This is a genomic window from Mycobacterium sp. SMC-4 (assembly GCF_025263265.1).
Lineage (GTDB): Bacteria > Actinomycetota > Actinomycetes > Mycobacteriales > Mycobacteriaceae > Mycobacterium.
This window is the reverse complement of sequence record NZ_CP079869.1, coordinates 5,458,476-5,483,103: the sequence shown is the minus strand read 5'-3', so window position 1 is coordinate 5,483,103 and position 24,628 is coordinate 5,458,476. Positions and strand designations below refer to the sequence as shown.

Here is a 24,628-nt window from a genome sequence, read left to right as displayed (position 1 = left end):
CTGCACCGCAACGCCGTCGTGGACGCCCTATCGGCGGCGGCATGTCCGCCGAACAGTCCAGCGAGGCTCTGCTGGACGCAGCAGAACACCTTTTCGCGACCCGGGGTTATCGAACCACGACCATGGAGGCCATCGCCCGCGAAGCGGGATTCTCCCGTGGCAGTCTCTATCGCCAGTTCCCGACGCGCGACGAGCTGGTTTCGGCCCTGGTTCGGCGTGTGACGCAGCGACACACGACGCGAATCCTCGACCGGCTGCCGGCTGACGCCGATCTCCTCAGTATCCTCGTCGAAAGCATGGTGATGGTGGCCACCGAACTCATCCATGACCCCCTGCTCAAGACGATCTCGGACCAAACCGACGACCGCACCGTCGCTTTCATGCTCGCCAACAACCCGGCCTTGCATGAAATCGTGCAGGCCTCGATTGAGGCGATGATGGGTCAGGAGGATCGCGGGGGACTCAGATCGGACCTCCACCCCAAGGACGTGGCGACCTTCCTGATCGGCACCAACATCAGCATGCTGCTCGGTGTGATACCCGGTGTGGACAATGCCCAGACTGCGCGCCGCTACATCGACGTCTTCATTCTGCCGGCGTTGATGGCAGACCCGCCGCCGGCGGGTGAAGTCTTCTGAACCGACTCTTACTCGGACGGGGAAGCCGACGTCGTCACCCGCTCCAGGTGCACGCACTCGCTGACGCCGAACAGCTTCAGCGTGCGCAGAGTCCGAGCCGGGATCAACCGGGAAACGCTGTCGGTGGCGACGACGGTGGGGCTGTCGACGGTAATCTGCTCGCCATTGGTCAGCACCGTTGCCGACCCGGCAGCCAGCACGTTGCGCAGCCAATCCACCCGGGTGCCGTACGGCAGCGCGACCAGGTATCCGCTCGGCGTGGGCACCACGTCGACCGGGGTCTGGTAGGTCCGACCCGAGCTTCGCCCGACATGACCGATGACCGACGTGCGCGCCCGAGCGGTGCCCGCGGTCCGCATCACCCGCGGGTTGGTCACTTGCTTGTTGAGCCTTCGCACGGCCCCCAACACCGGGGTGAACTTGCTGCGCATCCCCACCACCAGCAACCCCAACGGCAGCGCGGTAAGCGCGATCAGAGCGATCAGCACCGCGAACAATCGTCTGTCCATCGAATCTCCCGTTCCCCGCCAGCCTAAGTAAGCGTGCGCGTGCGTGCCCACCGGCTGGTGCGTTCACCGTGGCTGGTGAATGGCGGTGCAATTGCGGCCCAGGGCCTTGGCCTCGTACAGTGCGCGATCGGCCGCATCCATCAGCTCATGCAACGAGACGGGCGCTGTAGCCGTCGCGACGCCGAAGCTCGCGGTCAGCGACGTGTCGGCACCGCCGTATGAGATGGTCTGTGCGGCGAGCCGGGAACGTACCGACTCCGCGAAGACGAACGCTTCTGCTGTGCCGGCGTTGGGTGCCAGGACGGCGAACTCTTCCCCCCCGATCCGACCGGTCACCTGGCTGATATCCGGTGCGCTGCGCAGCAACTCGGCGAAGGTGGTCAGGGCGAAATCCCCACCGGCGTGCCCGAGTTCGTCGTTGACCTGCTTGAAAAAGTCGAGATCGGCCAGGATCAGCGCGCCGGAGGCCGCACTGCGCAGCGTGATCGCGGCGCGTTCGGTGAAACCACGTCGGTTCAACAAGCCGGTGAGCTCGTCGCAGTCCCGCTCGAAGCGAAGGTCACCCACCAGGTCGATGACGATCGCAGCGAGCAAAGCCAGCATGACCATCGGCAGAATCACCGCTCCGACAACGGTTATCCCGAACGCGACAGGGGATTTGGCGAACTCGTCGATCGCGGAATCAGTGGTGAGGTCAGGCGGCAGATCGGAGACTAGAACAAGAACGACGTTGAGGAACAGTCCGGCCGACAACAGCAGTGTGGCGATCACGATGAGTAGGTCGGAGGGCCGTCGTCGACACCGCATCCACACGCGCGCGATGGTGAACAACAGCAACACCCCGAGGCACACGTTCTGAGCGATGACGCGTCCGGTCAGCAGCGGTGACACGTACGCGAAGTACCACACCACCGCAGCCAGTCCGACGATGACGACGATCGCAGCCGAACTCTCGAATCGCTCTCCGGATCGACGCAGCAGACCGTCGGCGAGCAATACGAACCCGATCGGGAGCAGGATGCCGTGTATCGACGATGACAGCGCGATGTCACCGCTCAACGACAGAACCCAGTTCGAGGCAAACCAGAACAGGATCGCAGCCGCGAAAAGCAAGGCATGAACACGACTCCGATCGATCAGCCAGAGCACGACGAAGCCGAGTCCGATCCCGATCAGGGTGAATGATCCGAGGTCAATCACCGCGAACAACCCCTGGCTCATCGCGGGCGCCCTGACGGCGGTCCCGAAAGATTCACCTGCCGCGACCCCCATTGCTGGGAACCGACCGTCGGCTATCGCAGAACGGCGGCCGGGCCGCGGAGAACTTCACACGCACAGACCCAAGCCTCGCACAGCCGTCGACGAGCGGTGGCTGAGCAACTGAACAGCGACGGTCGGATGCGCAGTCTTGGTGGTGGCACAGCATCGGCTGTCCGTGCGACGGTGGTGAGGTGACCACTTACGTCATCGATGCACCGGTAGCAGTTGACCTTGCTGCGCGGGGCACGAAAGTCCCACCGGAACAGGGCTTGGCTGCTCCTACGCTGCTGCGCTCACAGGTGCTGGCCCTCGTGTACGGGCAGGTGCACCGCGGTGAACTGGATGAACCGACTGGCCGCAGCGTTCTCGACGGTATCCGTGGGTTACGTATCCGACTACTGGGCGACCGTGTCCTGCAGGACCATGCATGGCGAATCGCCGCCCAGTTGAACCGGCCCGACACCTACCAAGCCGAGTACATCGCCCTGACCCGGCTGCAGGCGGATGTGCTGGCCACCGCGGACCCCGAACTGGCCGCCGCCGCAAGGACCTTCGTCCGCACCGTGTCCCCAGCTGACATTCCCGGCTGGTAGTGCGGCAACCTCAATGATCACGGCAGCGCCACCGGGGCAATCACCGAGTTCAGTTCTCCTCGTTCAGCAGCGACCTTCGAGGGGGCCCGGTGCGCTTGGTCGATGACGGATACAAGAACACCGGGGCGCGACAACGCTACGCGGAGGTCTACGACCGGGCGTGGGCCCTGAGTCCGCCGCCGGACGTTGTGCACGACATCGCCACCGAGTTCGGCAATGTTCGGGTGTATCGGCACGGACCGGAGCACGGCGTTCCGATTGTGCTGATCCACGGATTCTTCTTGACATCAGCAATGTGGTGGGCCCAAGTCGAGGAGTTGAGAGGTGATTTCACAACCTACGCGATGGACATGCTCGGACAACCGGGAGCCAGTCTTCAACGCAAGAAGATGTCCACCCCGGCCGATGCCGCCCGCACGATCGATGCGGTGCTGGAGGGGCTGGACCTGCACGGCGTACACCTCGTCGGGCATTCCTACGGCGGGTGGCTGGCCACCCACACCACGGCTTACCTGCCCGGGCGGCTAGCCTCGCTTACCCTCGTCGATCCGGCGCCGACTGTTGTTCGGCTCTCCACCAGATTCTGGCGCAGCCTCGCGCTACTGCTGTCGACGCCTCGTAGCGAACCGGCCCGTCGCGCTGCGGCATGGGTGACCGGCCATCCTGCGCCAGGCACTCCGGTCGACCTCCTCACCAAGCTCTTTGTCGCGGGATTCGACTCGTTCGCCGCCCCGCTGAATACTCCGCCGCTGAGGTTCTGTGGTAACCGTCTGCTGCGGTCAATCGACGTGCCGGTTCAGGTACTCCTTGCCGGCAACTCGGTTCACGATTCCCGCAGCGCGATCCGGCGCTCGAATGGTCGTGCCTTCCTGGCAGCATCAGCTGTGGCCCAACGCTTCACACTCGTTGCCGGCCGACGAGCCAGCAGATGTCAACGCGTGTCTTCGTGGGTTCATGATGAGGCACTCACACTCGGGCTGACGCGACGACCAGGCTGCTCGCTGCGTTACATTTGACACGCTGACTGTCATGCCATAGGGCTGTCCGCGCGCGCTCGGTTTGTTACTGTCCGGTGGTGAACCGGATCGGGGCGCTACTTGTCAGCATGTTCCTGGGCCTTGTTATCTGCTGTCTCCCAGTGAATTTGGCGTATGCAGACGACTGGTATCCGTTCTACAACGAGGACAGGTACACCGCCTTCTACACTCCACCCAATCCGTTGCCCGAGGTTGCGCCCGGCGAGGTGATCCGCAGCGAACCCTCCCGGCTCGTGCTCGAGCCCTCAGGTCAACTCGGCGCCATCGAGGCCACCGGAACGCGCATCATGTATCGCAGTTCCGACGCCCATGGCAAACCCAATGTGGTGACCGGGACCTACTTCGAACCGTTCGCACCATGGCCTGGGCGCGGTCCGCGTCCACTGATCGTCTATGGCCCGGGCACTCAAGGTCAGGGCGATCAGTGCGCGCCGTCGCGACAGTTCAACCAGGGCATCCACTGGTCGCCCTACCTGGATTTCATGCTCAACTACGAGATGGGATTCGTCGAAACCCTGGTCCGGCGCGGGTTCGCCATCGTGATGACCGACTACGAGGGTCTGGGCACCGTCGGCGTGACACACACCTACGTCAACCGGTTGTCCCAGGGGCAGGCCATGCTCGACGCGGCGCGGGCTGCCCGCAAACTGTCGGACACCTCGTTGCTGCCCGACGGCCCCGTCGCTTTCTGGGGGTATTCGCAAGGCGGCGCCGCCGCGGCGTCGGCCGCCGAACTGGCACCGGCCTACGCGCCCGAACTCGATATCGTGGGCACCTACGCCGGCGCCCCGCCGGCCGACCTGGCCGAACTGATTCCGTTCGCCGACGGCAGCGCGCTGGTCGGGGTGATCGGGTACGCGCTCAACAGCGTCTTTCAGTCCTACCCCGAGGCCGAACCCAAGATCCGGGCCCTGTTGACCCCACGTGGCCACGACTTCGTCGACAAGACCAGGAACCAGTGCGTTGCGGAGTCGGCCATCAAGTTCATGTTCCGGCGCCTCCAGCCGTACTTCAATCAGCCCATCCCAGAGCTGTTGGCAGACCCGCAGTTCCGCGGGATTCTCGATCTTCAGAAGCTCGGCACCCTGAAACCCCATGCGCCCGTGCTGATCAACAGCAACCGTTACGACCCGCTGGTGCCCTACGGACCGGCCGCCCAGCTCGGCCGGGACTGGTGCGCCGTCGGCAGCGACATCGAATTCCGCACCAACGAGGGACCGCCGATCTTCAACAAATTGGTGATCAACCACGCGCTACCGATGGTCGTCGACGGCGAGCCCGCCATGCAATGGATCACCGACCGATTCAACGGGCTGCCCACGACACCCAACTGCGGACAGTACTAGTCTCGATTGCCTCCGAGACCGGCCGGTTGATCGCGCGGGTCTGGTATCGCCCTAATGGCGAGGAACCCGGTGGGTTCACGGTGCAGGCGGTCGTACTTGTCCTGGTCGATCACGGCTGCCTCCGGGTCGGGTCGCGGTTCGAGCAGCCGTTCGATGAGAAAGCCCGCACGGTATAGCTCGTCGCAGGTCTGCTCCAACGGCGTCAGCCAGTACCGCAGGTGCCAGCCCCGACTCCATGTCTCGTCGATGACGCGAGACTGGAAGTAGTTGCCGCCGTGGCGAAGCCAGTCGCCGGTGGGGTGTAGCCGGGACAGGACCAGTGCGCCGCCGGGCCGCAGAACACGGCGGAACTCCCGCAACGCGGCGACTCGGTCGTCGACGTACTCCACAGCCAACGCCAACAGCACCCGGTCGACAGTGTGATCATCGATCCAGTCGAGCGGATCGGCGAGATCGTGGGTGCGGAAACTCCCGTCGGGCACGCGTTTTTCGGCCAGTTCGACCATTCGGGGACTCTGATCGAATCCGATCACCCGGGCTCCGCGCGCGGTCAGTTCCGCTGCATAGAGCCCAGGTCCGCACGCCGCGTCCAGGACGGTGGCCCCGGCGACGTCGCCGAGTAACCGAAGACAGGTGGGACGGTCGTAGTGGGCGTTGAACAGGCCGGCCCGGGCGTGGTCGAGGTACTCGTCGGCGAACGTGTCGTACTGGGGATGGTGTCCTACAGCTTCGGTCACTCAGTCAGATCCTGCCACCCGGGAACATCGTCTCGACCGCCCGGGTGATGTTTGCCCGGGCGGCCTCCTCGCTCGTGGGGTCCAGCGAACTGATTGCCATCACGTAACGGCGATCGGAGCCGATGATGCCGGTGGACACGTGTAGCTGATTGGCCCCGTTCCAGCAGCAGAACCAGCCCTGCTTGACCGCAACCGGCTCGGCGGACAGTCCCTCTGGGATGCCGAACCGCTGCGGGTACCCGTCGGTTCCCGTCGGTGTGGACTGCGCAAGGTTGTCGATGATGACGTCGGCCTGCTCGCGGGGCAGCCCGCCGGAGCCGTCCAACAGCATGCTGTAGTAGCGGACGAGATCACTTGCCGTGCTCAGGGTTACATCCCATTTCCCGTTGTAGGGAGCTGTGGTGCCGGTCAACCCGTAGCGTTGCACGACGCGGGCGATAACCGCGTTCTGGCCTCCGCGGTCCCAGAACAGCTGGGCGGCGCTGTCATCGGAGGAACGCAGCATGACGTCCAGTGACGCGCGGTCGGCAGGCGACAGGGGCGATTCCCGCAGCAGCAGGTCGTCGGCGATGAACAGCTTCACCACCGATGCGATCGGGAAGGGCGTGTCGCCACCGTTGGAGACGCGCTGACCGGTGCTGCGGTCCAGAACCACGGTCTCGATGGCGGCGCCCGTTGCGGCAGCGTCGGCGGTGGCTTGCTGGACGCGCGCGTCGAGTCCGGTGAACGACGCCGCCGGTGCCGGCGGGGCCGCCGGAGCGGGCGGCAGCGAGGCCTGCGGAGCGACCACCGGCGCGGCGGGAGTGTCTTGTGCGGCCGGCGGGTTGCCGCGGACCTGCGCCGTGCACCCGCTCACCAGCAGCACTGCACAGACGACCGCGATGCCTGTCAGTACCCACTTCGGCAGTCGTCGCATCAGTGTCCTCCGAGATTATCCTGAACGGGAGAGTCGGTCTACGTTGTACCCACCTCTGCCACAGCCTAATTCTTGGCGAGCCTGGCGGTGGACCACGAGGGTTGCGCCGGGACGAATGGACATCATCTGGGCGACTTCGTAGCCTGTCCGGGACATCGGCCGCCGGACCACGAGCAGGTCCTCCTCAGCGAAGGATCGTAACCATCCACAAGACCAGGGGACGTCGGCGAGCGGCGTGCGGTGTCGCGGTCTCGGTCCTGATGCTGGCGATGTCGGTCGGCGCCGTGCACGCGGACCCGGCAACGGATGCGCTGTCGCGCCTGGATGAGCTGTCTCGGCAGGCGGTCCAGAGCCGCGAAGCCGTCACCACGGCACAACGCGATGCCGAGGACACCCAGGCTGCCCAGGCAGCGGCCGACGACCGGCACCGCACCGCGCTGGAGGCCCTCGCGGTCGCGAACTCACAGCTGCAGCCGTATCAAGACGCGGTCGACCGGGTGGCGGCGACGAGCTATCTGAGCGGACGCACCGGCCAGGTCGCCGCCGTGCTGACCGCAGTGTCTCCGCAACAGCTGATCGACCAATTGTCGCTGCAACGGGCAATGAACCAGCGGATGGCTGATCAGATGCAGGCCCTGCGAGTCGGCCGCGAGCGCGCCGCCCAGGCGGCGCGGGCGTCCGAGCAGGCGGCCACCGCAGCGCGTGCAGCGGCCGCACAGGCGTCGGCGGTGCGCGCCGACATGGAGGCAAAGTGGAGTGACCTGAGGCGTCAGATCCTCGCCGCCGAGGCGCAGTACGCGGTGTTGACACCGCACCAACAAGCGGTGATCGACAACGCGGCCGCGGTACTCCCGGCCTTGCCGCCGGGCGCGGATATCCCGGAGGCGCTGCCCGTCGGCGTCGCCAATGAAGCGGGACTGCAGGCCAACACCATTGTGGCGGCCCGCGCCATCAGTGCGCGGTTTCCCCAGATCGCCACGATCGACGGAGTCCGGCCGGACCCGAAGCCCTGGCATCCCAGCGGTCTGGCGATCGACGTGATGATTCCCCACCACGACAGCCCCGAGGGCATCGCGCTCGGAAACGAGATCCTCGCCTTCGTGCTGGGTAACGCGGCCAGATTCGGATTACAGGACGCGATCTGGCGGGGCACCTACTACACCCCCAGCGGACCGCGAGGATCCGGTTACGGGCACTTCGACCACATCCACATCACCACGTTGCCGCGCCGCTAGCGGCAAGCACCTACGGGTGCAGGTTCCACTGGCCACAATCCTGGGCCAGCACGTCATTGACGTCGACACGGATGCCACCGACCAGCGGTCCCGGATTCGAAGCGGTGTCGATGATGCGCTGGTACAGAACCGCGGCAGGGTAGATCTGACCCTGCGACCAGGACCGGGTCTGCCAGGCCCACACCCGCCCGGGGGTGCGGGACCGCCCGATCACGCCGTCGTACGTGGCCCACTGGCAGGTCCTTATCCCGCCGTAGACGCCCGTGCGCTGCACCCCGATCACCGAGTTGATTCCGCGAAACCACGGCAGCGCCTGGTTGTTCCAGGTGGCCCGGTCGATGTCGTCGTCGACGCTGAAGTAGATCGGTGCGTTACGGCCGCCGCCTGCCGCGGTGTGCAGGTGTGAAGCGGTGCGCGCGTCGGCGACTCCGCCGGCGTAGCCCCTGGTGAAGTCCGACGGTGCGGTTCCGCCCGGCTTTCCGTACTGATAGTTGCTGACGATGACCAGACCGGCAGCGGCAAGTGACCGGGCATAGGGCAGGGTGATCGGCTTGGCGCCGAAGTTCGAACCCGGCCTCGACGTGGAGACGTAGTTGATCACCCCGGCGTGACCGGCGGCTTTGATGGCTGCTGCCGGAATCTGGCTCATCGCGTAGTCGATGAGCGTGGGAGCGGCGGCAGAGGCGGTCGGCAATCCGGTGCTCGCCGCCGCCGCCGAACCGAACCCGGCCACCGCCGACATCGCCGCGGCGTAGCGCAGAGCGTCGCGCCGCGAAATCGGCTGCGAGAGCCGGCTGCCGGCAGCCCCTGATGTCTCGCGCATCCGCGGGATGTTAACAAAGTGGCGGCTGTTAATTCCGCTGCCACGCCGCGGACGGGTCAGCTGTCGTAGTCGACTGTCACCGCCGTGGTAGTGGGGCGGGACTGACAGGTCAGGATGTAGCCGGCCTCGACCTCGGCGGCATCGAGTGCGAAGTTCTGATCCATCGATACGGCCCCCGCGGTGATCTTGGCTTTGCACGTGCCACACGCCCCTCCGAGACAGGCATACGGCGTGTCGAGGTCGTTGCTCAGCGCGGATTCCAGAACCGTCTCACCGGCACTGAGCTCCACGGTGTGCTGCGCGCCGGACAAGGCGATCGTCACCTCGGCGTTCGGCAAGCCGGCGGTGTGCGCGACCTTCTTCTCGCTGCGGAACACCTCAAGGTGCACCTGCTGGCTCGGCACCCCTGCCTGCGACAGACCGTCACGCATTGACGTGACGAGATCGCTTGGGCCGCAGAGGAACCATCGGTCAATCGTGGTGATGTCGCAGGTCAGTAACCGCGCAACCATCGCCAGGTCGATACGTCCGCGCAGCGAAGCGGGGTGATGTGGTTCGGCAGAGCGCACGTGGATGATGCGCAGCCGGTCGGCGTAGCGGGATTCGAGCTCGTCCAGTTCGACAGCGAACATGGTCGACTCGGCGGTCCGGTTGCCGTAGACGAGAGTGAAGCGGCTTTCGGTCTCGACCTCCATCGTGGTGCGCAGGATTGACAGGACGGGGGTGATGCCACTGCCGGCTGCCACGGCGACGTACTCGCCGCGGGCCAACGGATCCAGCGGTGCTCCGAAGCTTCCGGTGGGCGTCATCAATTCCAAACAGTCGCCGGCGCGCAGCGTTTCGACGGCAAAGCGGGAGAAGATTCCGCCGGGGATGCGTCGTATCCCGATCGCCAACTCGCCTGATGTGGCTGAGCTGCAGATCGAATAGTTGCGGCGTACCTCGCGTCCGTCGACACGGTGTCGAACCGTCAGGTGCTGGCCGGGCTGGAACCGGAACTGGTCGCGGAGATGTTCAGGAACGTCGAAGGAGACCTTGACGCTGTCGGGGGTCAGCGGCTCAACGCTGTTGACCGGGATCAGGTGAGTGCTGGCGTGGCGGGCCGCCGAGGAGCGCGGCATGCGGACCGGCAGTAGCGCAGCCAGTTTGCCGTTGAGCTGTTTCCACTCGCGGTACTGCGCGGCGTCGAGTTGCTGCCCGAACACGGTGCTTATCGCGGAGTCGCGTTCGAGGTAGGCCGATTCATTGCGGCGCCAGGCCGCGACGTAGCGGTGGAACGGGATCGAGGGGTGCAGGTGATGCACCAGGTGGTAATTCTGCGACAGGAGTAGGGGAGTGAGCAGCCACTCGGCGCCCACCCGGTTACGGGTCGCGCGATAGCGGTTCTCGCGTTGGGTCTGCCCCAGGTTGTGGTGGGGCAACCAGTCGAACCACCAGGCCAGCACGAACATCGCCACCCGCTCAGGAATCAGATAGATCACCGCCAGCGTCCAGAGGTGTCCGGTGAACGCCGCCGCGACGACCACTGCCACCGTGAAGGTCATCAACGCAGCCGTTTCCAGAATCTCGGCGCGGGGCCGCCGGTGCAGGTTGCGCAGCCAGAACCGTAGGTAGGGCACATCCATCGCCGGGAAGCGAACCGGCAGTTGCCACCACGGTGCGGCGCTGACGAAGTGATCGGGGTCGGAGTCGCCATCGTTGGTGTTGCGGTGGTGCTCGATGTGGATGAACGCAAAGGACTTGAACGAGATCAGGGGAGAGACGAAGAACATCGCCACCCGGCCGAAGGCGACGTTGACCCAGCGGTGCGAGCTGATGGAGTAGTGCGAGGCGTCATGCAGCACGGTGAACAGAACGAAGATCGCTGCCGAGCTCGCGGCGATGGTGGCGATCGCGGGGGCGGCGTCGTTGAGCGCGGCCCACGTCGACACCCCGAACACCGTCAGCGCACCGGCGAAGATGCCGATGATCGGCCAGGACAGTGGGGGGATCTGCTCTCCCGGGTCGGGCAAAGCGGTCGCGCCCAGGGCTGCGGGTCGAGCGTGCTCAGTCGTCGTCGGCATCGGGGTTCCTGCTTCGCTCATCGGGATAGTGAGATGCAAGGGAACCTACAAACCGCCGGTAGGGGTCAACAAGACCATTTCAGCCCATCCTGATGTGCTGCGAGCACATGGGCGACGCGTAGAAACCCGGTCAGGAGCGGGGCGCCTCGCGCAGTACCGAGGCCCCCAGCACGTCGCAGACGACCAGCGCTGCGTGCAGTTCGGCGATCTTGACCGTCGCGGGACGGCCCCGGCGCTGCTCGGCGCGGCGCACTCGCTGCAAGACGGTGTTGCGATGGATGCCCAGGACGCGCGCCGCGGTCACGTAACTGCCTTGTGCGTCGAGCACCGCCAGCAGCGCGGCACGCTCGGCGTGGCCCTTCGCATCGCCTTGTGCAAGGTCGCCGAGCGCAGCGGCGACGAAGGCCCGCGCCGTGTCCACGTCGCGCGCGATAGCGTCGACCAGGGCAACGTCGGTGAACTCGGTGATGGTCGGCGCAGCGCGCCCGGACAGCTCGATGACCCGACGGGTCCGTACCGCCTCGACGTGCGAGGCCCTAAACCCGGACGTGCCCAGATGGGGCGAGCCGACCGCGATATGTGCACGTTCGGCACCCTCGCAGAGCTTCGCCTGCAGGTCGGCAAGCGCCGGAGGCGGATCGCCGCTGATCGACGCCCAACCCCATACCGCCAGCGGGCCGTCCGAGACCACCAGCGAGTGACCCGTTCCCAGACCCCGACCGACCTGCCCGGCAAGTCCCTCGAGGTCGGCTCCGCGCTCGTCGGCCCAGCACACGAAACCGACCTGGCGCCCGGTGAGCCGGTGGCCGAGAACCCGTTCGGCCCTGGCGACATCGACACGCTCACCGGCCAGTAGTGCGCGCACCGCATCTGCGCGCTCGGCGCGCGCCTGGTTCTGGCGTCGGTCCAGTTCTGCGACGTACTCGGCTGCCACCAGACTGGAAATGCGGTCGATATAGCGGAACCCGAACCGCTCGAGGTCGACGAAGATCCTCAGCGCGACAGCGGGGTCGACGCTGGAGTCGGCGAGTGTGGCGGACAGCGTCTCGGTGAAGTACTCGTGACCCAACCGGTAGAACCGCAGCATGACATCGACGCTGTGGCCGCGCGACGCCATCGCCCGTGCGTGTTCCAGAGCGGTCACCGGTGCCTCGGCGGCCGCGGCATCGATCCCATGACGAACCATCGACAGTGCCGCTTCGATATTCGACGAGCACGATCCCAGCGTCAGGCCGCGAAGCTCGGCATCCGCACCGGCCTCCGGGATCCGCCCGACGATGTAATGAAGCATGTCGTCGGCCAAGATCGACACGTTGGCCAACAGCGACGCGGCGAGGTCAGGGCCCGCGACGCGATCGCCGGCTGACTCGGTCGCGTCCATATCTGCACACTAATGATCACCGGACCGCCCGCACCGAACCGCGGGCCACCAACGATCCACGCGTATATGGCAGCAATCCGCACCTCGCCGACATCACGCCAACTCGGCACGGTCCGGGAATGACCCTCACGACCGCCGACTTGGAACCGACATGGAACTCGGATTTCACGTACCCATCTTCGACATCGACGGCGGCACCACTGCCATCGCCGGTGAGCTGGCCCGGGTCGGCGAAGCGGCCGAGGCCGCCGGCGCCACCTGGCTGTCTTTCATGGACCACTTCTTCCAGATCGAGCCCACCGGCCTGCCTGCTGAAGCGAACATGCTCGAGGGGTACACCCTGCTCGGTTACCTGGCTGCCCACACCACACGAATCGACCTTGGACTGCTCGTCACCGGGGTGACCTACCGCCATCCCGGTCTGCTCGCCAAGATCGTCACGACCGTCGACGTGCTTTCCGGCGGCCGGGCTGTGCTCGGCATCGGCGCAGCCTGGTTCGAGCGTGAGCATCTCGGTCTCGGGGTGCCATACCCGGCGCTGTCCGAACGCTTCGAACGGCTCGAGGAAGCACTACAAGTGTGCGCGCAGATGTGGGATCCACACAACGACGGCCCCTTCGAGGGCAAGCACTACCAGTTGGCGGAGACGCTGTGTTCGCCGCAACCGATCGGCCGGCCCAAGGTGCTGATCGGCGGCGGTGGAGAGCGCAAGACGCTGCGCCTGGTCGCGCAGTACGGCGATGCCTGCAATCTGTTCGGTACTTCTCCGGACGACGTCGCCCACAAACTCGACGTGCTGCGCGGACACTGCGACGATGTCGGGCGCGACTTCACCGACATCCGCGTCACGATCCTGGCCAACAACCCGCGGCCCGAGCCCGAGACCATCGACGAATTCGTCAGCAGCATGGCGGAATACGCCGCAGTGGGAGTGCACACCGCCATCGTCACACCGAGCACCGGCGCCCCGGCGTCATGGATCGACGCGATGGCGCCGGCGGTGCCGCGGCTGGCCGAACTCGGCTGACTCAGCCACCGGGAGCTCAGCTACGGCGCGGGCGCCACCGCATCCCCACCGGCACCCTTGATCGAAGCCTTCGCGCGGTTCTCGGCGCGCACAGCGCGTTTACCGCGCACGAATCCTGTCGCCGAGGCCGTTGCCGAGAGCAGCGCGTCCTCGCCGGCGACGAAGGGGTGGAACCCGACCCCGGCTCCGCCACGACCCTTGACCGGGATGTCGGCCACTTCTGTGACCTTCCAGCCTTTTTCGGATATCGACAGAATGGCTTCCCCGTTCTCACAGGTCAGTGGCAACGCGGCGATGACGGCGTCCTGCGGGTCACCTGCGGCGAGCTTCACCCCGGCCACACCGTTGCCGGCCACGCCCTGCGGGTTCACGGCAGCGGGATCGATGCGCAGGATCTTGCCGCGCCGCGTCACCAGCGCCAGGTGGTGGCCCGGCCGAAGCACCCCCGAATTCAGTAATCCGGTGATATCGGGTGCGACGGGAATGTCGCGGATCTTGAACGGCAGGCCATTGCCGTTGGTGAACTTGATGCGCCCGTCGGTCCACACCGCCCAGCCCAGACCTGAGGTGAGCAGGTCGCCATGGCTGTCGGAGAACACGCCCCGGTCATCGAGGCGCCAGGCGGTGTTGAACCTGCGTTCGCGGGTGCGGTCGTCGTCGGCGCCAGAGGTCACCGGAGTGGCCTCGAAGTCCAGTACGGTGCGGCGATCGAACTCGGTGCCTTTGAACAGTTTCGCGGTCTCGACGAGTTCCTTGTCGATGACCACCCGGCGCGCGTCGGGGTTGCCGACCAGCTCGGTGAGCTCGGCGAACTCGGCGTCCAGTTTCTCGGCTTCGGCCTGCAGTTCGATCACGTCGAGCTTGGTCAGCCGCCGAAGTTGCAGCCCCAGAACGTAATCGGCCTGTTCAGCGTCGATTCCGAACCGCACCTGCAAGCCCTGACGGGCATCGTCGACGGTATCGGAGCCACGGATCACCGCCACCGCGGCATCGATGTCCAGGTGGATCGTCATCAGGCCGGCCACCAGATGGCGGCGCGCAGTCACCTTGTCCAGCCGGTACTGGCTGCGGTGCAACACCACCGAATCGCGCAGTGACAGGAACGCGGCGATCAGCTCGCGCACCGACCACCAGCGCGGGACCCGGTTCTCGTCGAGCGCGACCAGGCTGGCGGCGAATGTCGACTCCAGCGGTGTCAGGGCCAGCAATTGTTCTCGGATGGTCTCGGCGCTGTGGCCTCGCTTGGCGGTGACGACGATGCGCAGCCCGTTGCGGCGGTCGGTCAGATCGGACATGTCGGCCACGCCGGCCAGTTCCCCGGACTCCACGAGTGCCCGGATCCTGTCCTGCACAGTGCCGCTCGCAACACCGGGCGGTAGCTCGGTGATGATGCAGTTCTTGCCGTCGACCGTCACGGTGCCGCGCACCGTGAATGCGCCCCGGCCGGTGGTGATGTACTCCCGAAGACCGGCGGCGCCGACCACGGTCGCACCGCACCCCCAGTCGGGGCCCGGAACCAGTTTCACCAACCTGTCGTCGGTCATGTTAGGAGTCTTGAGCAGGGCCCGGCAGGCCGCCATGATCTCCCGGGGATTGTGTGCCGGCACTTTGGTGGCCCAGCCCTCGGCGATGCCCACCGCGCCGTTGCACAGCAGCACCGGCCACTGGGCCGGCAACACGGTCGGTTCGATCCACTCGCCGTCGAAGGTGGCGACCATCGGCACGGCGTGATCTGCCAGCTCGGCGGTCAGCGCGGCGCCCGGGGCCGACAGCCGCATCTCGGTGTAGCGGTCGGCGGCGGGAATGTCACCCTGGATACGCGGGAAAGCGCCTTGTCCGTCAATGACTTTCACCCGTTGGAAGTCGGCGGCCATCAGCGCCGCGGCCCCGTACATCGACGCGCCGCCATGTGGATGCAGGTTGCCGGTGACGGCCGAGCAGACCTTGGAGGATTTCTGCGGTTTGTTTCCGGGCAGGAGTCTGGATTCGTACATCTGGTAGAGCAGGCGTCGCTGGCCGGGTTTCAGTCCGTCGAATGCGGACGGAATCGCACGGTCGCTGACGCTGTAGAGCGCGAAGGTCAGCTGATAGTGGTTCCAGTAGTCGTCGGCGCTCTGATCGAGGACCAGATCCGGATTCTGCTCGGGTATGTCCAGGGTGGCGGTCAACGTCGTACTTCCTAGGTCAGGTCCAGCGATGCGGTGTCGACGCGGGCGGCGACTTCGGCCATCCAGCTACGCCGGCCCTCCGGTGGCCCACCGAACAGCGTGTGATGCAGCGGCGAATCGCCGTGATCGAGGTTGACCCGGATCACGGTGCGCCGCTGCGGGTCCAGGACGGTGTTCCAGAAGTCGTCGGCATCCATCTCGCCGAGGCCCTTGTTGCGCTGCACCTCGACCTTGCGTTTGGAGTTGGCTTTCATCTGCGCCACCGCGGCATCGCGCTCGGACTCGTCCTGACAGTAGACCCGCTGCTGTCCGTCTTTGACCACGAACAGCGGCGGCAGCGTCACATACACCATTCCGGCCGCGACCAGGGGGCGGTAGAAGTCCAGGAACATCGAGATCAGGCTGGAGTTGATGTTGCCGCCGTCGGGGTCGGCGTCGGAAGCGAACAGGATCCGGTCATAGCGACACAGCTCGGGGTCGCAGTTCTCGCGGACCCCGCAGCCCAGGATGCGTTCGATGGCGTCGAACTCGTCCTTGACCCGGGCCTTGCTCACGGCGAAGCCATAGACGTTGGGGGGCTTGCCTTTCAACGGGAAGGCCGCCTGGAAGGTGGCGTCGCGGGCTGCCTTGATGGTGCCCAGTGCCGAATCGCCCTCGCAGAGAAACAATTCCGCGCCCGACCCGCGGCCGGACTCCCGGCTGGGCAGCAGCTTCGGCGGCAGTGACAGGTTGGTGCCCAGGCCCTTGGCCTTGGAGGCCGCCCGGGACCGGGCCTTCGCGCCTTCGGCACTGCGCCGGGCGCGTGCGGCTTCGAGCGCGAGTTTGGTCCACAGCGACACCGCGTCGGCATTGGCGGGATTGGCTGCCCAGATGTTGACGCTGCGGGCCACGTCCGGGGCCATCGCCACGTTCAGGGAGCGCGACGACACGGCGGTCTTGGCTTGGGAATCCCACGCCACATCGGGTGCTCGGGTATCGACGGCCAGCGCGGTCACCGCTGCGAAATCCTGCGGCTCCGGTCCGTCTTCACCTTTGGCCAGGCCCAGGTCACGAATGCGTGATGCGCGGTCGGCCAGGGCTTCGGACAACCCCTTCACTGCAGCGGTCAGATGGGAGCCGCCGCCGGGGGTCCGCACCGTGTTGCAGAACGCGGCAACGGTGGCGGGTTCGGCGGGTCCGGCGGTCAGCGACCAGCGGAACGGGGTCGGACCACGGCCTGTGGTGTACTCGCCACGGCCCTCCACCACGGCGCGCACCCCGGGTACCGGAGTGCCCGCGGCGGTGCACATCAGGTCCAGCAGGGTGTCGGTGCCCCACGGCCCGCGGAACGGTTCGACCAGTTCGGGCCGGATCTGCTCACCCGGCCAGCCCTCGTCGGAGACCACCAGGTGCACGCCCGGTGACATCCGCGCCGCGGCGTGCGCCCGCAACAGCACCTCGTTGATGTCGACCGTGGAATCCGGAACCACCGCCGGGTCGAACAGGATCCGGACGGTGGTGCCATGCGCATCCGGTTTCCCGTTGCCCACCCCGCGCAGCTTCTGAGTGTCCGCGCGGGTGAACGGCGCGTCCGGGTCGAACTCCTCGCCCTCGAATGTGCCGGGATAGCCGCTGCCGAAACTCTGCCGGTAGGTCTTGCCGGCCCGGTGCACGGTCACGTCGGTTCGCGCGGAGATGAACACCGCGGCTGCGGCGCCGATGCCGTTCAGGCCGGCGCCGGTAGCGGACGCGTCGGTGTGGGCGGAGAACTTCCCGCCCGCTCGCGCGGTGCCCAGCGTCTTGACGATGCCGTTCTTGCCGTTCACCGGGTCGGAGTCGACGGGCAGGCCACGACCGTCGTCGGCGACGCTGACCGATCCGTCGTCATGCAGGGTGATGGTGACTGTGGAACCGCCGTGGTCGGGAACGGCGACTTCTTCGATCGCATTGTCGATCAGCTCGCGCAGCGCGGTGTTCAGCACGTCCAGACCGAGATTGACCGCCGGCCGTAGGCGGGTGTGCTGGACATCATCGAGTTCGGTGATGTCCGCGGCGTTGTAACTCACTGCTCGTTCTCTCCGTCAATGCCAGGTCTGCCGCAGGGATGGTAGTCGGTAGAGGTGACAACCTCGCCTCGCCTTGCCGGGCCTGCCGGGGTCAGCTGATCAGGCGCCCGGGCCGAGGACCGGGGTGTGCTGGAGGAACTGCTCGATGGTGCTCAGCATCTGCTGACCGTCGAGCAGACCGCGATCGTTGTGGCCCAGGCCGGGGACCGACAACATCTCCTTGGGTTCTGGGGCTGCCTCGTAGAGTCGGGTGCTCAACGAGGCAGGCACGATGTCATCGGCATCACCGGCGATGACCAGCACGGGCGACGACAGCTCGGGGATGCGGTCGATCGACGGGTAGCGGTCCCGCAGCAGCAGGTTCGTCGGCAGCCACGGGTAGTGCACCCGCGCGACGTCACCGAGCGAGGTGAACGGCGAGCGCAAGATCAGGGCTGCAGGTTGATGTTCGACAGCCAAGCCGACCGCAACCGCGCCGCCCAGCGATTCGCCGAAGTAGGCGATGCGGTCCCGGTCGACGTCGGGCTGGGCTGCCAACCAGTCCCGGGCAGCGCGCGCATCTGCGGCCAACCCCTCCTCGGAGGGACGGCCCGGGTTGCCGCCGTAACCGCGGTAATCGATCAGCAGCACCGACAGGCCCAGCTGGTGTAGGGCGTCGGCCAGTGGTGCGCGCACCGAGCGATCCCCGGCATTGCCACCGAGGATCAGTACCGCGGGGCCGCGGGGGCCGGGGAGAAACCAGGCGTTCAGGTCCAGCTCGTCCTCGGTCGAGATGATCACCTCGCGAGCATCGGGCAGCACGGCCGAGGCGGCCGGAACGGGCGCGGTGGACGGGAAGTAGATCAATCGGCGCTGTTGGGACCACAACAGACCGAGCAGTCCCGATACCACCAGGCTGACGATAGCGAGGGTCACCAGTGTGCGCCGCACGTCCCAGGCCCCGCCTCAACCGCCTACCGGTGCGATCACCCGCTCAGCGCTGGGCGTCGGCGTAGCGCTGGGACACCGTGTTCCAGTCCACCACCTGCCACCAGTCGGACAGGTACTCGCCGCGCCGGTTCTGGTGCTTGAGGTAGTAGGCGTGCTCCCAGACATCGTTGCCCAGCAGTGGCGTGCCCTGAACATCAGCGACGTCCATCAACGGGTTGTCCTGGTTGGGTGTCGAGGTGATGGCCAGAGCTCCGTTGGAGTTCACGATCAGCCATACCCACCCGGATCCGAAGCGACTGGTGCCGGCGTCGTCGAAGGCCGCTCGCATGCCGTCAAGTGAGCCGAACTGCCGGTCGATGGCGGCTTGCAGTTCAGGCGACGGCGCGCCGCTCTCGGCCGGCGGAGTCATCGTGTCCCAGAAGAAGGTGTGGTTCCAGTGTCCGCCGGCGTTGTTGCGGACCACTGTGGGAAGTGTGCCGGCGACGGCCACCAGGTCCTCCAGGGATCTGCCCTGCAGTGCCGGATCGGCGGCGACTGCCGTGTTGGGTGCGTCGACGTAGGCCCGGTGGTGTTTGTCGTGGTGCACGGTCATGGTCTCGGTGTCGATGACCGGCTCCAGCGCGCCGGGCGGGTAGGGCAGCGGCGGCAGCGTGAACGACCCCTGAGCCTGCGCGGGACCAGCCAAGGTCGTGGCCAGCACACCGGGGGAGAGCAGAGCGAAGGCAGCAGCGACCATGAGCACGAGACCACGTTTCATGGCATGCCCATTCCCGCCTCCTTGACCGTTCAATCATATTTTCGGCCGGTGTGCGGACCGCGTGCGCGCAACGGGCACCATGGACAGATGGACGTGCTGGTGGTCGGTGCCGGACCGGCGGGGATGGCCGTGGCCGCCGCCTGCACACGGCAGGGCCTGACGACCGGGGTGCTCGACCCGGGCCCGGATCGGCCGTGGACGGCGACCTACGGAATGTGGACTCAGGAGCTGCCCGCCGACCTACCGGGGTCGGTCGTGGCGGCGCGTGCCGCCGGACGGGCCATCGCACGTACCGAGCACCGGCTGGGCTGGGAATACGCGGTGCTCGACGTGCCCGCTCTGCAAGAACATCTCATAGAGCAGGCCACCGACGTGCGATGGCACCGCGGGCGGGCCGTCGGTTCACCGGAGCCCGGCGTCGTGGCGTTGGCCGACGGGTCGCAGCTGAGCGCGTCGGTGATCGTCGACGCCGGGGGGCGGTGGCGCCCGCTGGATCACCCCCGGTCAGCTGACAGACCCGCCGAGCAGACCGCGTTCGGAGTGGTCCTGGACGAGCAGACAGCTGCGCCGTTGATCGCCGCCGATGAGGCGCTGTTCATGGACTGGCGCGCCGCCCACGGCGAGACGGGGTGGCCCACGTTCGTCTACGTCGTGCCGCTGGGCGGTGGTCAGGTCCTGGTCGAGGAGACATCGTTGGCGCGGCGGCCCGGATTGCCGCTGTCGACGCTTCGCCGGCGGCTGCACGCCCGGCTGGCCGGCCACGGCATCGTGGTCCCGAAGGCAGCGCGCGCCGAACGGGTGTCCTTCCGAGTGGACCATCCGCGCCACTGTTGCCCCGGCGTGCTGGGTTTCGGCGCGGCCGCCCCGTTGATCCACCCGGCGACCGGGTTCAGTGTGGCCACTTCGCTACAGCTGGCCCCCCGGGTCGCCGAGGCGTTTGCCGCGCACCTGCCGGGCCGGCCGGACCGCGCGCTGGCCGCGGCCCAAGACGTCGTGTGGCCGCGGGCCGCCAAGGTGGTCCACCACATCCGGCGCATCGGCCTGGAGGCTCTGCTGCGCATGCCGCCCGACACCGTTCCCGGGTTCTTCGAACAATTCTTCCGGCTGCCCGAGAAACACCGCTGGACCTACCTCACCGCCCGTGACGATGTCGCCGGCACCCTCGCCGCGATGGGCGGCCTGTTCCGGGAATCGGACAATCGGTTGCGTTGGCATCTGGTCACTCCGGCGGTGCGGCGTCGGCTGCCGACCAATGACGAATCGGGCTTGCTCGAACCCACCGGGTCCTGAAGGGGTCCGCGCACACCGCGGTATCAGTCGGTGGGCCGCAGGATCTGTTGCAACGCCGAGCTGTCCGCACCGACGAACGCACGCAATCGGCTCAGCGGAATCGACCCGATCATCTTCAACAAGTCCACGCCCAGGCCGCCGGCCTCGGTACTGCCTGACCAGGCTTGCCCGAACATCGCAATGAGGCGGGGCCCGGCCTGGGCGTCAGCCAGTACCTCCGCGATCGTCGAGTCCGGACCGAGAGGGACGGTCACGTCGTCGCCGCCGAGACGAATCACCGTGACGCCGCGAATGTCTCGGCTCGAGGATCCCACCCCAAGTGTGTAGTCCCCGCCCTCGACCACCCATGCGTCGACACGGTCGTCCCAGTACGCGAGGTCGCTGCGCGGGAAGCGCACCGACACCGACTGCGTCGATCCGGGTGCGATGTCCACGACATCGAAGCCCTTGAGTTCCTGCGGCGGCCGAATGACTGCCGATTCGGCCTTGGATGCGTACACCTGTACCACTTCCCGGCCATCGCGGGAACCGGTGTTGGTCACCGTGACGGTGACGACGATGTGCACTCCGTCGGCCGTGTCGCAGGCGACCGCGTCGACGTCGCCGTACTCGAACGTCGTGTACGACAACCCATGTCCGAAGGGATAGGTGACGTCGATAGCCCGCGCGTCATAGCCCCGGTAGCCGACGAAGATCCCTTCGCCGTAGACGACGCGCGAATGCTCTCCGGGAAAGTTGAGGTACGACGGTGCGTCTTCGAGGCGGACGGGCACGGTTTCGGCCAACCGGCCCGACGGGTTGACTGCGCCGTACAGAACGTCGGCGATCGCCGCGCCGCCGCCCTGACCGAGCAGCGCGCCGTCGAGGACCGCGGCTGCCCATCGATCCACCTCGGCCAGCCGCACCACGCCACCGTGCGACAACACTGCGACCGCGCGCGGTTGGACGGCTGCGACCGCGCGTAACAGGCGCAGTTGATCTTCCGGTAGATCGATGTGATCGCGGTCGTAGCCCTCGGATTCGTCACGGTCGGACAGACCCAGGAACAGCATCGCGGCATCGCTGGAGCCGGCTTTGGCCACCGCCTCGTCGAGGAGTAGCTGCGGGTCGCCGTCGGCCCCGTAGCCCGCTGCGTAAGTGACCTCGCCGACCGCGCGGGCCTGTATCTCATCGAGCGGCACATCGATCTGGGTGGCTTGGACATGGGAGCTCCCGCCACCCTGATAGCGGGGCTGCACGGCGAAGGGCCCCAGTACGGCCAGGGCCATGTCCGGACGCAGGGGCAACACCTGGTCGGAGTTCTTCAGCAGCACGATGCTGCGGGCCGCCGCCTCTTGGGCCAGCCGATGGTGGGCGTAGTGGTCCACCGGGTCCGGGTTCGGCGGCCCTCCGGCGGCCCGGGTGAGCAGCCTGAGCACCCGCGTTGCCGATTCGTCGACCACCTCGCCGGCCAGCCGGCCCGCCTCGACGGCGGCGACGATGTCCTCGTCGATGGTCGGGTCCCCGCCGGGCATGGCGAGGTCCAGTCCGGCGGCCATCGCGGCGACGCGGTCGCTGACCGCGCCCCAATCGCTGACCACCACGCCGGCGAACCCCCATTGACTGCGCAGCACATCGGTGAGTAGCCACCGGTTCTCCGATGCGTAGACGCCGTTGATCTTGTTGTAGGAACACATCACCGTCCACGGCTCGGACTCGGTGACCACCCGCTCGAAACTCTTCAGATAGATCTCGCGCAGCGGCCGCGATTCGACGCGCGAGTCCGATCGCATCCGGTCGTGTTCGACGTTGTTGGCGGCGAGGTGTTTGACCGACGCTCCGACGCCGCGGGACTGCAGGCCCCGCACCCACGCCGCGCCGAGAACACCACTCAAGACGGGATCTTCGGAGTAGTACTCGAAATTGCGCCCGCACCGCGGATCTCGCTTGATGTTGACGCCGGGCCCGAGCACAACACTCACACCCAGCCCGCGAGCCTCGTCGGCCAACGCAGCGCCGACGCGCTCGACCAGCCGGCGGTCCCAGCTCTGGGCCAGACCCGCGGCGGGCGGAAAGCAGGTGGCCGGGGCGCTGTGGCCCAGCCCCAGGTGGTCGGCCGAATCCGGCTGCACCCGGACCCCGTGCGGGCCGTCGGTCAGTGTCGCGGCGGGCAGCCCGGCCGCGGATTTGGTCTGCCAGAACGACTGCCCACTGCCCAGCGCGGCTTTGGCCGCCAGGGTCAGACCTGCCGATTTCGCGTCCACAGCCAGACGCTACCGAGGTGCGCGTCGCGACCTGTTCGGAAACGCAATGGCGGTGCGCGGAATTGCGTGTTTGGCGGACCGGTCCGGGTGGGCATCATTAGCGGTACCGCCGCTCGGTAGCGGTAACGGGACGAGCACCGAGAAGAGGTGTGTTCTCGATGGAGAAGAAGATCGTCGGCACGACCGAAGACACCTCGCTGCTCAAGGTCCTCGGCAACTGGGACGTGCTGGCCCTCGGTTTCGGCGCCATGATCGGCTTCGGCTGGGTGGTGCTGACCGGGGGCTGGATCGATTCGGCGGGAACGCTCGGGGCTGTCCTGGCGATGCTCGTCGGCGGGGTGATCATGGCGGTGGTCGGCTTGACCTATGCCGAGCTCACCGCGGCGATGCCCAAAGCCGGGGGAGAGCACAACTTCCTACTCCGGGGGATGGGACCACGGTGGTCGTTCGTCGGGTCCTGGGGGATCATCGGCGGGTACGTGACCATCGTGGCCTTCGAGGCCGTCGCCCTGCCCAGAACCGCGTTGTACCTCTTCCCGGGCCTCAACCAGATCCCGTTGTGGGAGGTCGCTGGCAGCCAGGTCTATCTCACCTGGGCGCTGGTCGGTGCGGTCGCGGCGGTCATCATCACCACCATCAACATCTTGGGCGTGAAGTTCGCCAGCGTGACGCAGACGTTCGTCGTGCTGCTGCTGCTGGTGATCGGTCTGATGCTCATCGTGGGCTCCTTCACCGGCGGCTCGGCGGAGAACATGGAGCCCTTCTTCACCGGCGGGACGGCAGGATTCTTCGCCGTGCTCGTCGTGGTGCCGTTCCTGTTCGTCGGATTCGACGTCATCCCGCAGTCCGCCGAGGAAGTCAACGTGCCGGCCCGCCAGATCGGGCGCCTGGTCGTCATCGCCGTGGCCTTGGCCACCCTCTGGTATCTGATCACCATCCTCACGACCTCGTCGGCAATGCCGGTCAGCGAGCTGGCCGAGGCGGACATCGCCACCGCGGATGCGTTCGGAGCACTGTTCAACAGCGACCTGATGGCCAAGCTGCTGATTGCGGGCGGCATCGCAGGAATCCTCACCTCGTGGAACTCGCTGCTGCTCGGTGCGTCCCGGCTGATGTTCTCGCTGGCGCGCTCGGGCATGCTGCCGGCCTGGTTCGGCAGGCTGCACCCCACGTTCCGCACGCCGATCAACGCCCTGCTGTTCATCGGCGGCCTGTCGGTCATCGCCCCGTTCCTGGGCGAGGCGATGCTGGTATGGCTCGTCGACTCCGGCTCACCGAGCATCGTCATCGCCTACCTGCTCGTCGCGGTCGTCTTTGTGATCCTGCGGCGCAATGAGCCGCAGATGGACCGTCCGCTGCGTATCGGTGGAAAAGGCAACGGCGGCATAGTGATCGGCGCGGCAGCGGTCGTTCTGTGCGTCGGTCTGCTGTGCCTCTACCTGCCCGGGATGCCGGCGTTCCTGGATCCGCAGCCCTGGATCCTGTTCGGTGCCTGGTGGCTGCTGGGGATGTTCTTCCTGCTGCGCATCCCGACCGGTGTCGCCCCAGGAGAAGACGCCGAACACCGGCTGCTCGATGCCCTCGCACAGCGTCGGACAGCGAAGGGCAGTCGTGGCCGGTAGCACGTCCT

20 protein-coding genes are annotated in these 24,628 nt (G+C 66.9%); 8 read left to right on the top strand and 12 right to left on the bottom strand.

Going from position 1 to position 24,628, the window contains the following annotated elements; genetic code table 11:
- Window positions 1-122: 122 nt before the first annotated feature.
- Complete coding sequence (locus KXD98_RS26230) at window positions 123-638, top strand: TetR/AcrR family transcriptional regulator (RefSeq protein ID WP_260761204.1); 516 nt, start codon at window positions 123-125, stop codon at window positions 636-638.
- Window positions 639-646: 8 nt separating this feature from the next.
- Here KXD98_RS26230 and KXD98_RS26225 read toward each other — a convergent pair whose 3' ends face one another.
- Together KXD98_RS26225 and KXD98_RS26220 are read right to left on the bottom strand one after the other, a co-directional pair.
- Window positions 647-1,147 carry a nitroreductase family deazaflavin-dependent oxidoreductase gene (locus KXD98_RS26225; RefSeq protein WP_260761203.1) on the bottom strand — a complete coding sequence of 167 codons (501 nt, stop codon included), beginning with the start codon at window positions 1,145-1,147 and terminating at the stop codon, window positions 647-649.
- 63 nt (window positions 1,148-1,210) lie between these two features.
- Window positions 1,211-2,368: a diguanylate cyclase gene (locus KXD98_RS26220; protein ID WP_260761202.1), complete on the bottom strand. Its 1,158-nt coding sequence runs from the start codon at window positions 2,366-2,368 to the stop codon at window positions 1,211-1,213.
- A gap of 230 nt (window positions 2,369-2,598) precedes the next feature.
- On the opposite strand from KXD98_RS26220, the gene KXD98_RS26215 reads away from it, so the two are divergent.
- The 3 genes from KXD98_RS26215 (at window position 2,599) to KXD98_RS26205 (ending at window position 5,383) form a co-directional block, all read left to right on the top strand.
- Entirely contained in the window at window positions 2,599-3,000 is a 402-nt protein-coding gene (locus KXD98_RS26215; RefSeq protein ID WP_260761201.1) for a type II toxin-antitoxin system VapC family toxin, read from the top strand.
- Between the two features lie 89 nt (window positions 3,001-3,089).
- Complete coding sequence (locus KXD98_RS26210) at window positions 3,090-4,016, top strand: alpha/beta fold hydrolase (protein ID WP_260761200.1); 927 nt, start codon at window positions 3,090-3,092, stop codon at window positions 4,014-4,016.
- A gap of 89 nt (window positions 4,017-4,105) precedes the next feature.
- Window positions 4,106-5,383, top strand: a complete 1,278-nt coding sequence (locus tag KXD98_RS26205) for a lipase family protein (RefSeq protein WP_260765441.1) — start codon at window positions 4,106-4,108, stop codon at window positions 5,381-5,383.
- Here the strand turns inward: KXD98_RS26205 and KXD98_RS26200 are convergent.
- The gene (locus tag KXD98_RS26200) at window positions 5,380-6,120 is read right to left on the bottom strand and encodes a class I SAM-dependent methyltransferase (protein WP_260761199.1); all 741 of its coding nucleotides are present in this window, start codon (window positions 6,118-6,120) and stop codon (window positions 5,380-5,382) included. The genes KXD98_RS26205 and KXD98_RS26200 overlap by 4 nt on opposite strands.
- A 4-nt stretch (window positions 6,121-6,124) precedes the next feature.
- Window positions 6,125-7,036: a class A beta-lactamase-related serine hydrolase gene (locus KXD98_RS26195; RefSeq protein ID WP_260761198.1), complete on the bottom strand. Its 912-nt coding sequence runs from the start codon at window positions 7,034-7,036 to the stop codon at window positions 6,125-6,127.
- 260 nt (window positions 7,037-7,296) lie between these two features.
- On the opposite strand from KXD98_RS26195, the gene KXD98_RS26190 reads away from it, so the two are divergent.
- Window positions 7,297-8,271 (top strand): glycoside hydrolase, encoded by a 975-nt coding sequence (locus KXD98_RS26190; protein ID WP_260761197.1) that lies wholly within the window; start codon window positions 7,297-7,299, stop codon window positions 8,269-8,271.
- A gap of 10 nt (window positions 8,272-8,281) precedes the next feature.
- Here the strand turns inward: KXD98_RS26190 and KXD98_RS26185 are convergent, their stop codons facing one another.
- From KXD98_RS26185 to KXD98_RS26175, 3 genes are all read right to left on the bottom strand, one after another.
- Window positions 8,282-9,094 carry a DUF1906 domain-containing protein gene (locus tag KXD98_RS26185; protein ID WP_260761196.1) on the bottom strand — a complete coding sequence of 271 codons (813 nt, stop codon included), beginning with the start codon at window positions 9,092-9,094 and terminating at the stop codon, window positions 8,282-8,284.
- Window positions 9,095-9,150: 56 nt separating this feature from the next.
- Window positions 9,151-11,157, bottom strand: a complete 2,007-nt coding sequence (locus tag KXD98_RS26180; RefSeq protein ID WP_260765440.1) for a fatty acid desaturase — start codon at window positions 11,155-11,157, stop codon at window positions 9,151-9,153.
- A 130-nt stretch (window positions 11,158-11,287) separates the two neighbouring features.
- A complete protein-coding gene (locus KXD98_RS26175) occupies window positions 11,288-12,538 on the bottom strand; it encodes a CdaR family transcriptional regulator (protein WP_260761195.1) in 1,251 nt (416 codons plus the stop codon).
- 151 nt (window positions 12,539-12,689) lie between these two features.
- On the opposite strand from KXD98_RS26175, the gene KXD98_RS26170 reads away from it, so the two are divergent.
- Complete coding sequence (locus KXD98_RS26170; protein WP_260761194.1) at window positions 12,690-13,565, top strand: LLM class F420-dependent oxidoreductase; 876 nt, start codon at window positions 12,690-12,692, stop codon at window positions 13,563-13,565.
- A 20-nt stretch (window positions 13,566-13,585) separates the two neighbouring features.
- Here KXD98_RS26170 and KXD98_RS26165 read toward each other — a convergent pair whose 3' ends face one another.
- From KXD98_RS26165 to KXD98_RS26150, 4 genes are all read right to left on the bottom strand, one after another.
- Entirely contained in the window at window positions 13,586-15,733 is a 2,148-nt protein-coding gene (locus KXD98_RS26165; protein WP_260761193.1) for a DNA gyrase subunit A, read from the bottom strand.
- An 11-nt stretch (window positions 15,734-15,744) separates the two neighbouring features.
- A complete protein-coding gene (locus KXD98_RS26160) occupies window positions 15,745-17,778 on the bottom strand; it encodes a toprim domain-containing protein (RefSeq protein WP_260761192.1) in 2,034 nt (677 codons plus the stop codon).
- Between the two features lie 99 nt (window positions 17,779-17,877).
- Entirely contained in the window at window positions 17,878-18,696 is an 819-nt protein-coding gene (locus tag KXD98_RS26155; RefSeq protein WP_260765439.1) for an alpha/beta hydrolase, read from the bottom strand.
- A 55-nt stretch (window positions 18,697-18,751) separates the two neighbouring features.
- Window positions 18,752-19,465 (bottom strand): superoxide dismutase, encoded by a 714-nt coding sequence (locus KXD98_RS26150; RefSeq protein ID WP_260761191.1) that lies wholly within the window; start codon window positions 19,463-19,465, stop codon window positions 18,752-18,754.
- 87 nt (window positions 19,466-19,552) lie between these two features.
- Between KXD98_RS26150 and KXD98_RS26145 the strand changes: the two genes are divergently transcribed.
- Window positions 19,553-20,755, top strand: coding sequence for a lycopene cyclase family protein (locus KXD98_RS26145; protein ID WP_260761190.1), 1,203 nt, complete (start codon window positions 19,553-19,555; stop codon window positions 20,753-20,755).
- A 23-nt stretch (window positions 20,756-20,778) separates the two neighbouring features.
- Here KXD98_RS26145 and KXD98_RS26140 read toward each other — a convergent pair whose 3' ends face one another.
- Entirely contained in the window at window positions 20,779-22,998 is a 2,220-nt protein-coding gene (locus KXD98_RS26140) for a glycoside hydrolase family 3 C-terminal domain-containing protein (protein ID WP_260761189.1), read from the bottom strand.
- Window positions 22,999-23,156: 158 nt separating this feature from the next.
- Between KXD98_RS26140 and KXD98_RS26135 the strand changes: the two genes are divergently transcribed.
- Window positions 23,157-24,620, top strand: coding sequence for an APC family permease (locus KXD98_RS26135; protein ID WP_260761188.1), 1,464 nt, complete (start codon window positions 23,157-23,159; stop codon window positions 24,618-24,620).
- Window positions 24,621-24,628 lie beyond the last annotated feature (8 nt).

Coding starts and splice junctions, on each gene's coding strand:
- KXD98_RS26180 (WP_260765440.1), bottom strand. CDS start 11,157: ATGCCGACGACGACTGAGCACGCTCGACCCGCAGCCCTGGGCGCGACC.
- KXD98_RS26185 (WP_260761196.1), bottom strand. CDS start 9,094: ATGCGCGAGACATCAGGGGCTGCCGGCAGCCGGCTCTCGCAGCCGATT.
- KXD98_RS26175 (WP_260761195.1), bottom strand. CDS start 12,538: ATGGACGCGACCGAGTCAGCCGGCGATCGCGTCGCGGGCCCTGACCTC.
- KXD98_RS26150 (WP_260761191.1), bottom strand. CDS start 19,465: ATGAAACGTGGTCTCGTGCTCATGGTCGCTGCTGCCTTCGCTCTGCTC.
- KXD98_RS26195 (WP_260761198.1), bottom strand. CDS start 7,036: ATGCGACGACTGCCGAAGTGGGTACTGACAGGCATCGCGGTCGTCTGT.
- KXD98_RS26170 (WP_260761194.1), top strand. CDS start 12,690: ATGGAACTCGGATTTCACGTACCCATCTTCGACATCGACGGCGGCACC.
- KXD98_RS26225 (WP_260761203.1), bottom strand. CDS start 1,147: ATGGACAGACGATTGTTCGCGGTGCTGATCGCTCTGATCGCGCTTACC.
- KXD98_RS26190 (WP_260761197.1), top strand. CDS start 7,297: ATGCTGGCGATGTCGGTCGGCGCCGTGCACGCGGACCCGGCAACGGAT.
- KXD98_RS26135 (WP_260761188.1), top strand. CDS start 23,157: ATGGAGAAGAAGATCGTCGGCACGACCGAAGACACCTCGCTGCTCAAG.
- KXD98_RS26205 (WP_260765441.1), top strand. CDS start 4,106: ATGTTCCTGGGCCTTGTTATCTGCTGTCTCCCAGTGAATTTGGCGTAT.
- KXD98_RS26220 (WP_260761202.1), bottom strand. CDS start 2,368: ATGAGCCAGGGGTTGTTCGCGGTGATTGACCTCGGATCATTCACCCTG.
- KXD98_RS26230 (WP_260761204.1), top strand. CDS start 123: ATGGAGGCCATCGCCCGCGAAGCGGGATTCTCCCGTGGCAGTCTCTAT.
- KXD98_RS26145 (WP_260761190.1), top strand. CDS start 19,553: ATGGACGTGCTGGTGGTCGGTGCCGGACCGGCGGGGATGGCCGTGGCC.